This window comes from Centipeda felix, assembly GCF_900186465.1.
GTDB lineage: Bacteria > Bacillota > Negativicutes > Selenomonadales > Selenomonadaceae > Centipeda > Centipeda felix.
This window is the reverse complement of record NZ_LT891959.1, coordinates 58,611-70,308: the sequence shown is the minus strand read 5'-3', so window position 1 is coordinate 70,308 and position 11,698 is coordinate 58,611. Positions and strand designations below refer to the sequence as shown.

Annotated in this window: 7 protein-coding genes; all 7 read right to left on the bottom strand. The window is 48.7% G+C overall.

Annotated features, from left to right (window positions below):
* Positions 1-48: 48 nt before the first annotated feature.
* The 7 genes from C1713_RS07725 to C1713_RS07695 all read right to left on the bottom strand — a co-directional run bounded on the left by C1713_RS07725 (position 49) and on the right by C1713_RS07695 (position 11,637).
* Positions 49-1,005, bottom strand: a complete 957-nt coding sequence (locus C1713_RS07725) for an HlyD family secretion protein (RefSeq protein WP_245871052.1) — start codon at positions 1,003-1,005, stop codon at positions 49-51.
* Positions 1,006-1,064: 59 nt separating this feature from the next.
* On the bottom strand, positions 1,065-3,683 hold the full coding sequence (alaS, locus tag C1713_RS07720; RefSeq protein ID WP_245871119.1) for an alanine--tRNA ligase: 2,619 nt from the start codon (positions 3,681-3,683) through the stop codon (positions 1,065-1,067).
* A 71-nt stretch (positions 3,684-3,754) separates the two neighbouring features.
* Positions 3,755-6,382 (bottom strand): FtsK/SpoIIIE family DNA translocase, encoded by a 2,628-nt coding sequence (locus tag C1713_RS07715; RefSeq protein ID WP_102493544.1) that lies wholly within the window; start codon positions 6,380-6,382, stop codon positions 3,755-3,757.
* 71 nt (positions 6,383-6,453) lie between these two features.
* Positions 6,454-7,731, bottom strand: a complete 1,278-nt coding sequence (locus C1713_RS07710) for an amidohydrolase (RefSeq protein WP_102493543.1) — start codon at positions 7,729-7,731, stop codon at positions 6,454-6,456.
* Positions 7,732-7,742: 11 nt separating this feature from the next.
* The gene (locus C1713_RS07705) at positions 7,743-8,984 is read right to left on the bottom strand and encodes an adenosylhomocysteinase (protein ID WP_039980784.1); all 1,242 of its coding nucleotides are present in this window, start codon (positions 8,982-8,984) and stop codon (positions 7,743-7,745) included.
* Positions 8,985-8,998: 14 nt separating this feature from the next.
* Entirely contained in the window at positions 8,999-9,568 is a 570-nt protein-coding gene (locus C1713_RS07700) for a cob(I)yrinic acid a,c-diamide adenosyltransferase (RefSeq protein WP_009442169.1), read from the bottom strand.
* Positions 9,568-11,637: a polyribonucleotide nucleotidyltransferase gene (locus C1713_RS07695; protein ID WP_102493542.1), complete on the bottom strand. Its 2,070-nt coding sequence runs from the start codon at positions 11,635-11,637 to the stop codon at positions 9,568-9,570. Before C1713_RS07695 ends, C1713_RS07700 begins: the two co-directional genes overlap by 1 nt.
* Positions 11,638-11,698: the final 61 nt, after the last annotated feature.

Genomic DNA, 11,698 nt, shown 5'->3' with positions numbered 1-11,698 from the left:
ATAGCATAGATTCATGCTCACGAAAAGAATGAACAAAACATACATTCCCTACAAAGAAAAGTATAATTCGATTTGATCCGTCTGATGAAGATCAGACCAATCCGTGTTCGGCATAGAGACGGAAATTAAGACAGGGACATCTTCCTCTCCTGAATCATCTGCAGGGGTGATATCTTCTACCGTACCTTCCCTCTTTATTCCATCGAGTGAATAAGTAACGATTTGCCCGAGATAGATTTGTTTTGCCGTATCGGAGGAGACTTCTGCTTCGATTCGTATACGATCCGTGCATTCTACTTCCATAATGTTGCTGTCCGGTTCGAGGACATCTCCATTCTGAACATATAATTGAGAAACGACGCCATCCCATTTTGCATAGATATCAGTGGATGAAGATGGTTCTTTTGCTTTTTTTAACAGTGTTTCTGCCTGGTTTAATTGATCTTCTGCTCCTTTTAGGGCAGCAGAGTTGAACGCTATCGATGAAGTTCCCCTATTTTCTTGCACGGAAGACTGTATTTCCTCATACTCCCGAATCGCTTCCTCTTTTTTTGCTGCACTGACTGCCCCCATCTCATATAACGCAGACATACGTTCCACTTTACTACGTGCAGCATCAACAGCTTCGTTGGAAATCGGTGAAATCTCTGGCTGATCAGAAACAGCTGCACCAGCGCGAAGCTGGTTAACATTGTTTTGAGCGAGTGTCACGCTCTGCTGTAATCGTTGGATGTCCTCGTCAGAAAAAGTCTTTTGTACTGTTACTAGGAGATCTCCTTGTTTTACATGATCTCCGGTGCTGACATGGAGTTCCTGTACCATCATGCGATCCGAAGACTGCAGGTATTTTTTTTCGTAGGAAATATACGCTTGAGAAACATGAAAGCCACTGCTCGTACTTTTTGCATAAATCAATATGCCAGAGGCCAAAAGGATCATGCAGATAAATACAATAAGATAACGAATACTTTTGCCCTTGATTTTTTGTGTTATATCCTGTTCCATGTCTCTGCCTTCTAAAAAAAGGGCTGTCAGCACGTGACAGCCCGATCATCATGGTTGTATTATTTTCCTGCCTGCTGACGTATGACAAGAACTGCCTCGTCAAAGGCCTGCGGCAAGTTCTGCGGTATTTTCCCCCCTGCCTGTGCCATGTCGGGGCGTCCACCACCGCCGCCGCCAACAGCTTTAGCAGCCGCCTTAATGATGTTGCCGGCATGGGCACCATAGGCTACAGCATCTTGGTCTGCCTTAACGACAAGATTCACCTTATCGTTGGCCGCCATACCAAGAACGACAATGCCCGCACTGAGCTTTTCACAGGCGAGATCTGCAATATTGCGAAGTTCCTCCATGGAATCCACATTTAATTTTCCAACAATGACGTGGAATTTTCCAATTTCCTGGACATCTGACAGCAGTTTTTGTGCGTCTGCTTGATCGCGGGAGTCTGCGAACGCACGTAACTGCTCCTGCATATTCTTCTTCTCGTCGATCAGTTTATCGACTTGCGTGGGCAGGTCTCCCGCCTTTACTTTCAGCCGTTGAGAAAGTGTACGGATCAGCACATCCGTTTCTGACACATACTGATATGCTGCTCGGCCGGTAATTGCTTCGATACGGCGTACGCCTGCAGCAACACCAGATTCGCCAATGATCTTAAAAAGACCGATCTGTCCTGTGTTGGATACATGAGAACCGCCACACAGCTCGATGCTGAAATTCGGAACCTCAACCACACGGACAATATCACCGTACTTCTCTCCAAAGAGAGCCATTGCACCGCGTTCTTTCGCCACTGCAATTGGCATCGTCGAAATATCGAGATCGATTGAGCTAAGAATTTCTTCGTTGACCAAATCCTCGATATCCTGCACCTGCTGCTGTGTCAAAGGTTCAAAGTTCGTAAAATCGAAGCGAAGTCGCTCAGGTGTCACCAAAGACCCTGCCTGATGCACATGATCTCCGACAATTCTCTGAAGTGCTGCCTGAAGAAGATGTGTTGCTGTATGATTACGTGCGGATGATAGCTTATGCACCTCATCCAGCTGAATTTGAACTGTCTCTCCTCGCTGAATCTGACCTTCCTCAACATACGCCAGATGATAAACTGTCCCATCAGGAAGTCTTTTCGTATTACGGATAACAATTCGTCCGACATCACTGAGGAGAAGCCCAGCATCTCCCACCTGTCCGCCGCCCTCCGCGTGGAACGGCGTGGTGCTCAGGATGATTCCGGCGCTTTCTCCATCATGCAGCATGTCGACCAGAGCCCCATCACGCCAAATGGCGACAACGTTGGCCTCGCGCACCTCTGCATTTTCGGTCAGGGCTGATGTATCCAATCCGGAAAGATCCGGAACAGCCACAGCCTGGTTCTCAGCCCGTGCACTTCTTGCCCGGTTGCGCTGTTTTTCCATCTCTTGCGCAAATCCAGCATCGTCCAACTTGAGGCCATTCTCATGAAGAATTTCCTCAGTAAGTTCACGGGGAAACCCATAGGTATCATAGAGTTTGAATCCGACTTCTCCGGGAAGTATCTGCTGTGCATTCGCTTTCAGCGAGTCAATCTCTTCATTCAGGAGATCAATGCCCTGGACGAGCGTCGCAGCAAACCGTTCTTCTTCAATGCGTATGACACGCTTAATGTATTCCTCTTTCGATACGAGTTCGCTAAAGTCTTTTACATCACCAAAAATTTCGATGACAGCATCAACCGCTCCGTCCAGGAATGGCTTTGTGATTCCCAACATTCGTCCATGACGGATCGCACGCCGTATCGTACGGCGCAATACATATCCTCTTCCCTCATTGGATGGCAGAATTCCGTCCATGATCATAATGACAACAGAACGCGCATGATCGGCGATGACCTTGAGGGATATATCTTTTTGTGGATCAGCGCCATACTCCGTCTGAGATACATTGGCAGCATACTCGATAACAGGATAGAGCAAATCTGTCTCGAAATTCGTCTTCTTATTTTGTACGACAGAAGCAAGACGCTCAAGTCCGCAGCCTGTATCGATGTTTTTATGGGCAAGGAGGTTATACTCACCATCCTCGGTGCGGTCATATTGCGTAAAGACGAGATTCCAGATTTCGAGGAATCGATCACAATCGCATCCTACACTGCAGGTCGGACTGCCACAGCCACGTTCCGCTCCGAGATCAATATATATCTCAGAATCAGGACCACATGGCCCCGGGCCGATCTCCCAGAAATTATCTTCCAACGGGACAATATGATCCGGGGAAAGACCAGGCTGCTCCAACCAAATCTGTCGTGCTTCGTCATCGTTTGGATAGATGGTTACCCAAAGCTTCTCTTTGGGCAGTTCGATGACTTCGGTCAGAAACTCCCATGCCCAAGGAATCGCTTCTTTCTTGAAATAGTCTCCAAAGGAGAAGTTTCCAAGCATCTCAAAAAATGTCTGATGCCGCGCTGTACGTCCGACGTTTTCGATATCTCCTGTACGCACACAGCGCTGACAGGTAACGATGCGATGACGCGGCGGCTTTACCTTACCGGTAAAAAAGGGCTTGAGTGGGGCCATGCCGGCACCGATCAAAAGCAACGTCGGATCATTCTCCGGGACAAGAGAATAGCTTGGCAAACGAAGATGCCCCTTTTTCTCTGCAAAAAAATTAAGATATGCTTCCCGCAGTTCTTTTCCCGTCATATATTTCAATTCAATCGCCCTCCCAGCATCAATTCGTTTGTAAGTATAGCACATTTCATCGGAAAAATATATTACATCAGACTTTTAACCAATTCCATGGCCTGTTCCTGTGACATGAGGATTTCTCTCGGTTTATTCCCTCCCCCGCTCGGGCCAATGATACGCAGTTCCTCCATCGTATCCACCAGTCGTGCCGCTCTGGAGTACCCAACACGAAATCTCCTCTGTATACTGGATGATGAGGCCTGCCCCGTGGACATGACTAGCTCTACGGCATCTGGGAGCAGTTTGTCCTGCTTGACGAGGAATTCATCCTCTTCGGAAGAATCTTCTTCTTTGGAGTCATTCTCAATAAAATCAATGAGCTCTTCGTTTTCACTGACCTCTTGTCCTTGTGCGCGGATGTAGTCCAGAAGCATTTCAACTTCTTCGTCACTGATGAACGCTCCCTGCACACGAATCGGTTTCGGGGCTCCCTGTGGAGAAAAGAGCATATCCCCCTTACCAAGCAAGGTTTCTGCGCCACCGCGGTCCAAAATCGTACGAGAGTCGACCTGTGAGGAGACTGCAAACGAGATGCGAGAAGGAAGATTCGCCTTGATGATGCCCGTAATGACATTGACGGACGGCCGCTGTGTCGCTAGAATCATGTGAATTCCAGCGGCACGCGCTTTCTGTAGGATTCTGCAAATGGAATCTTCCACATCGCGTGGGGATACCATCATAAGATCCGCCAACTCATCAATCACGATGACGATGAGCGGCATCTTTTCTTCGACATAACGACGATTGAACGACTTGATGTCACGCACACTGTGTGATGCAAAGACAGCGTATCGCTTCTCCATCTCCTGCACGGCCCAGTTCAGTACGGACGACGCCTTCTTAGGATCCGTCACAACGGGAACCATGAGGTGTGGGATTCCATTGTAATTAGAAAGCTCGACCATTTTCGGATCGATGAGGATGAACTTAACTTCATCCGGAGCAGCTTTGAACAGAATACTGGAAATCAGCGTATTGATGCATACCGATTTACCTGAACCAGTAGCCCCGGCGACCAATAGATGAGGCATTTTCCCAATATCTGCAAAGATCGCCTGCCCACTGATATCCATGCCAAGACCAACGGTCAGCTTTGACTGCGCCTCTTGGAAGGCAGGATTCTCCAAAACATCACGCAGCTGAACACTTTCCAGGATACGGTTAGGAATCTCAATACCAATGGCGGCTTTTCCCGGCACTGGTTCAATACGAACCGATGTGGTGGCAAGCTGTAAAGCGATATCTTCAGCTAAATTCGTGATTTTGCTAACCTTCACGCCGGGAGCAGGTTCCAAATCATAACGCGTTACAGCAGGACCGTGACATGCACTAACCACCTTTGCATTCACATGAAAGCTCTCCAGTGTATGTTGGAGGGTATGTGCATTTTCTTCGATTTCTTGGTCAAGTGACTCATTCTCTTTCTTCACATGCTTAGAAAGTATATGTGTGACTTTAGGAATTATATAAGCTGTTTGCCCTGCTGTCTCAGCGTCCGGGGAGCTAATCTGCTCAGAATGCAGTGCCGTAGCTGTCTCAGTATCGTCCTGTCGCTCCTCTTCGTCTGACGCTTCCTGTTCCTCTGCGTCGGATATCGTATCGTCTGTTTCCTCGATTTCATCTGGCGCAATTCTTAGCACCTCAATGACCTGCTCGTGCGGCACAGATGGAATTTCCTCTGGTAAATTCTCTTCGCTTTTTTGTATGGAGAATTGAATGGGGGTGTTCTCGTTTTCTTGTTTCAGCGTTGTCAAATAGGCGTCGGAACTTATCTCCTTCTCTGCCACCATGCTTTCTATGGGAGGAGCGACAGGAACAGATTCCTCCTCGGCGATAGGAGTATGTATTTCCAGATCCGCTGATACGCTATCCTGTATCTTTTCTTCGGTGTCATCTGGATGATATTTCGGATCCTCCATCTGACTGTGCTGCTCTACAAAGAGTGGGTCTTTTTCCTGATTGTACGGCATCGTGTCGGTCATCTGATGGACCATCTGTGTTGTCCGCTGCTCAAATTTTTCTGCGACTGTTTCAATTGTCTCACGTGTCGTATGAAGGGCAGCCCCCGCCGCCTGAGCACTTTTCTTTGCCTGTTCACGCGTTTTCATGTAGCCGGATGCCAACGACCATGTCGTCGATAGGAGTATCGAGCCGACGACGAATGTACCCAATAGAATGACCGCACCGTCTACGCCGAAGAGAGCGCGCAACACAAATAAAACCCCACCGCCAAGAAGTCCACCACCTTCCGAAAGGCTTTGCGGAAGGATTTCTTCACCCACAGGAATGACAAAATGATGCCATATTGCCAAAAGGGAGATGAATAAACTGATCACACCGAAGAACTTTTTGGTGTACTGTACGCCACGATGATGCGTGATATATTGTGTACTGATCAGCAGAACGATAAGGATGGCAAAGAATGCCCCCCAGCCAAATAGATAACGAAATATATCAGCAAAAAAGAATCCAACGAACCCCACGTTAAGACCGAGCAGCCCTATGCCGGAGATCAGTGCGAAGGAAAGCAGGATAAGACCGATGAGTTCGTATTTCCGTCCTGATCCATTGGTCGTCGTATTTCCACGTTTTGCAGAAACAGATTTAGACGGTCGCCGACCAGAACTTTTCTTTTTCAAAAAGAATCCCCCCATATCATATTATGCCTCCGTTCTTGACAGAACGGAGGCATAATGCATACCCCATTGATCTGGGAAACAGTATACTATTTTGTCAGGCGATCTGCAACCCTTTGCGCCTCATAGAGAATACGCTCTTCATCGAGTGTTGTCAGAGCGCCCTTTTCCATCAGAAGTGAGCCATTGACCATCACTGTGTCAATCGATGAGGACTTTGCCGAATAGGCAAGAAGGGAAGCCGGATGATAACATGGCGTCCACTCTGCACCGTGCATCGAGAAGAGCACGATATCTGCTTTATACCCCTTTTGAAGCTTTCCAACGCGAGGAAGGGAGAGTGCTTGAGCACCATATTCCGTCCCCATTTTTATGGCGGTCAATGCCGGGACAGCCAATGGATCTAATGTATTTACCTTATGAAGGAGCGCTGCCAGCTGGATCTCATCGAGCATATCCAGATTATTGTTGCTGGATGCGCCATCTGTGCCGAGTGCAACGCAGACACCCTCTACTAGAAGCCGTGGAACAGGTGCCGTTCCACTCGCCAGCTTCATATTGCTGCCCGGGTTGTGTGCCACACGAATGTGATACTTTTTGATGATATCAATGTCCTCATCATCCAAATGCACACAATGTGCTGCCAGTGTTCCATTTTCAAAGAGACCGGTAGAAGCCACATGGGCAAACGGGCGTTTCCCGTATTTCTTCATGCAATCTTCAACTTCTCCGATGGTCTCTGACATGTGGATGTGAACCTCAGCACCGAGAGACTGTGCTTTTTCAGCAACTTTTTTTAGATAGTCCGGCGGACATGTATAAAGCGCATGAGGACCAAACATGACCGTGATGCGTCCATCTGCTGTGCCGTGAAAATTTTCGTAGAGATGCGCGTTTTCATCGAGTTTTTGCTCAGCATCGGGAGCAAGCCCGATGAGCCCTCTGGATAGTACGCCGCGCAAGCCGGAAATCTCAACGACTTCAGCAACACGTTCCATATCCGGACCATACATATCGGCAAACGTCGTTGTTCCGCTGCGAATCATCTCGACAGCAGCAAGCATCGCGCCCCAGTATATATCATCTGAGCAAAGCTTCGCCTCTATTGGCCATATCATCTGCTGCAGCCAGTCCATTAGCTTCATGTCATCTGCGTAACTGCGGAGCAGTGTCATCGAAGCATGTGTATGGGCATTGACAAATCCTGGAACGGCAAAGTGTTTCGTTCCATCGATCACTTTCTGTACGCTGAAGTCATCAGGAACATCACCGACAGAAAAGATTTCATCGTTGGCGACGGCAATATTGACAACATCCGTTGTCCCATCCGGGAGAAGTGCCGTTACATTCTGAATCAGCGTATTCAAGGTATATCTCCTTATGCCAGGCCAAGATAGCTCTTCTGGTCTGCACTGAGTTCATCGATTGCGATACCAAGCGATTTCAGTTTGATATTTGCAATCTCCACGTTGATCTCCTCCGGCATGAGATGAACGCCTTTTTCCATTTCCCGTCCATGACGAATCAAATGAAGGGCTGAGAAAAATTGAACGCCGAAGGAAAGATCCATGATCTCTGCCGGGTGTCCATCCCCTGCTGCGAGGTTGACCAGGCGCCCTTCTGCCAAGAGGTAGAGGCGTCGACCATCCTTCTGAACAAATTCGCGGATATTTTCACGCACAACAGCATTCGATACAGAGGCTTCGGTCAGTTCCGGAATGTTGATTTCAACATCAAAATGACCTGAATTTGCCATCATCGCGCCATCCTTCATCACATCAAAGTGATGCTTTCTAAGAATGTCTTTATTGCCTGTCAGTGTTAAGAAGATATCGCCAACCTTTGCCGCCTCATCCATCGGCATGACTCTGAATCCATCGAATACGGCTTCAATTGCTTTGATTGGATCGACTTCCGTAATGATAACGTCTGCCCCTAGGCCGCGTGCACGCATTGCACCGCCTTTGCCGCACCATCCGTAACCCGCGATGACCACAGTCTTTCCAGCAATGACCAAATTTGTCGTACGCATGATGCCGTCCCAAGTGGACTGCCCCGTTCCATATCGGTTGTCAAACAAGTATTTGCAGTATGCATCATTAGCAGCAATCATCGGGAACTCAAGTTTTCCCTGTCGCGCCAATGCATGAAGGCGATGAACGCCCGTCGTGGTTTCCTCTGATCCGCCAATCAGCGACGGAAGCAGTTCGCGCCGTGTGGTATGAAGCATATCGACCAAATCACCGCCGTCGTCGATGACAATATCCGGGTGTATATCGAGCGCCTTGTTCAGGAATTCGGCATACTCCTCATCGGTACAGCCATGCCATGCAAATACGTGGATACCTTCCTCAACCAGCGCTGCAGCAACGTCATCCTGCGTGGACAGAGGGTTGCTCCCCGTCACGGCAACGTCTGCTCCGGCATGCTTAAAGATCGTGGCCATGTATGCCGTCTTTGCCTCTAAGTGCAGCGTGATAACCATCTTAATCCCTGCAAACGGCTTCGTCACGGAATACTCTTTATCTGCAGCCGCCATGACAGGCATAAAGCGCTTTACCCAGTCAATTTTTGCATGACCGGACGGTGCCAATTTAATATCACGAATCATGGATGTCATTACATTCATCTCCTCTAGTTTTCAATTCCCTTACGCGCGTCAACACCATGTCGGTAGTAGTGCCGCACCTCTTCCATATTGGTGATCAGATCTGCCCGATCCTGAAGCCATGAAGGAGCATTTCGCCCCGTGCAGACGACCTCTGTCTCCACAGGAACAATATCCAACAGTGCTTCCATTTGCTCTCGCTGAATCAGTCCAAACGAGAGTGCCACATTGATCTCATCCAAAATGACGAGATCAAAGACCTGTTTGCGCAGGAGTTCGGTGACATGCTCCATGCCGTCAACCATCATAGCAAGATAGTCATGTGGTGGTTGTCCGTGTGGAAAAATGACGAGATCATCCCCAAAAGCAAGCCTCGTCTTTTCGTCCACCATCCCTTCCTCAGCAATAAAGAAGGGCTTTCCCGTTGTCTCCAGCATCATATTCGCTAAGTCCTTTAGAATATGCTGCTCTGCGTATGCAAGGCTTTTCATAAACTGCATCATGTATACACGATGCCCAGCCCCTAAAGAACGAATTGCCAATCCAATTGCAGCGGTCGTCTTCCCCTTACCGTTTCCGGTGTAAACTTGAAGCATTAGAGCAGTACCTTGTGACTGACGTTGATACGCCCTTTTTCATCGATTTCGACGACCTTGACTTCAAGTTGATCGCCAATATGAACAACATCCTCAATGTTTTCAACGCGGTGCTTGGCAAGCTGAGAAATATGACAGAGGCCTTCCTTTCCAGGGAGGAGTTCGACAAATGCCCCAAACTTCAAGAAACGCGTCACACGACCGGTGTATACCTCTCCCACCTGTACTTCACGGACGATATCCTCAATCATCTTGCGTGCGAGATTCATGGCCTCTGTGTTGGGAGATGTAATAAAGATATTCCCATCTTCATGGATGTCGATATCTACCCCAGTCTCATCGATGATTTTGCGTACGACCTTGCCGCCGGTACCGATGACATCGCGTATTTTCTCAATGTCGATGCTAATTGTTTCTACACGCGGTGCATAAGGCGAGAGCTCTTCTGCCGGCTTATCGATACACTCAAGCATTTTGGAGAGGATAAAGGCTCTTCCCTGCTTTGCCTGCTCAAGGGCTGAGGCAAGAATATCTCGCGTGATCCCGGCAATCTTAATATCCATCTGAATGGCTGTAATCCCCTTCGATGTGCCAGCCACCTTAAAGTCCATATCTCCGAGAGCATCTTCCATCCCCTGTATATCCGTCAGGATGGAATAGTCATCACCATCGCGCACCAAGCCCATCGCCACGCCGGAGACCGGACGCTTAATGGGGACACCGGCACACATAAGGGAGAGTGTGCTTCCACACACGCTGCCCATCGAACTGGAGCCATTGGATTCCAATATTTCTGAGACCAGCCGTATGGTATAGGGGAAATCCTCAATCGATGGAATCATCGGAAAAAGAGCGCGTTCCGCCAACGCTCCATGACCGATCTCACGGCGTCCGGGACTTCGCATGGGGCGTGCTTCTCCAACACTGTAGCCTGGGAAATTATAATGATGCAGGTAGTGTTTGGTTGTCTCAGGGCCAAGTCCGTCGATGATCTGCTCATCGCCAATAGCCCCCAATGTCGTTACCGTGAGCACTTGCGTCTGACCTCTTGTGAAAAGGCCTGAGCCATGGACACGCGGCAGAATGCCTACTTCGCAGCTGACCGGACGAACTTCATCCAAGGCGCGCCCGTCCGGACGTATCTTCTCGTGCGTAATCATATGGCGCACGATTCCCTTCTCGATATGGTACAGGATCTGGGCAATTTCCTTCACAGCATCCGGGTATTCCTCAGCGAAATGGGCTATGGTCTCTTCCTTGATGGCAGAAATATCTGCATCACGGGAAAGTTTATCGCTGTTTCGTGTTGCAGTGTCGAGACGGGCTTCTGCATAGGAGCGCACTTTTTCTTCGAGTTCTTCGGATACTTTGAATACCGAAGGAATCTGTTTCTCTTTCCCACAGGTCTGTTGTATGTTCTGCTGGAACTCGACCAGTCGCCGGATCTCTGCATGTCCAAAAAGGATAGCATCCAAAACGATTTCTTCCGACAGCTCATTTGCTCCGGCTTCTACCATCATGACAGCATCGTATGAACCCGCGACGGTTAAGTTCAAGTCAGAGTCAGCGCGCTGCTCCTCTGTCGGATTGATGACAAATTCACCATTGATATAACCAACACGTACCCCGGCAATCGGCCCCATAAAGGGGATGTCAGACACCGTCAGAGCACAGGAGGCTCCGAACATCGCTGCGATTTCAGGAGGATTGTCCTGTTCCACGGAAAGAACCGTGGCTACAATCTGTACGTCATTGCGAAATCCATCCGGAAACAGCGGACGGATGGGACGGTCAATCAAACGCGCACAAAGGACAGCATCGCTGCTGGGACGTCCTTCCCGCTTGATAAAGCCACCGGGAATCTTTCCTGCGGCATACATTTTTTCTTCGTAGTCTACGGTTAATGGGAAAAAATCAACACCTTCCCTTGGTGCTTTTGATGCTGTGGCTGTTACTAATACAACCGTATCACCATATCGAACTAAAACAGCACCGTTTGCCTGCTTCGCCATTTTTCCATGTTCGACCGTCAGTTTACGTCCGCCCAGGTCGATCTCGAAACTCTGCATAGTACCCTCCTCGGATTCTCACATACGCGTACAGTTAATCCATTCGACAAAACATTGCAGA

Coding starts and splice junctions, on each gene's coding strand:
- alaS (WP_245871119.1), bottom strand. CDS start 3,683: ATGACGGGAAAAGAACTGCGGGAAGCATATCTTAATTTTTTTGCAGAG.
- C1713_RS07725 (WP_245871052.1), bottom strand. CDS start 1,005: ATGGAACAGGATATAACACAAAAAATCAAGGGCAAAAGTATTCGTTAT.
- C1713_RS07695 (WP_102493542.1), bottom strand. CDS start 11,637: ATGCAGAGTTTCGAGATCGACCTGGGCGGACGTAAACTGACGGTCGAA.
- C1713_RS07705 (WP_039980784.1), bottom strand. CDS start 8,984: ATGACATCCATGATTCGTGATATTAAATTGGCACCGTCCGGTCATGCA.
- C1713_RS07700 (WP_009442169.1), bottom strand. CDS start 9,568: ATGCTTCAAGTTTACACCGGAAACGGTAAGGGGAAGACGACCGCTGCA.
- C1713_RS07715 (WP_102493544.1), bottom strand. CDS start 6,382: ATGGGGGGATTCTTTTTGAAAAAGAAAAGTTCTGGTCGGCGACCGTCT.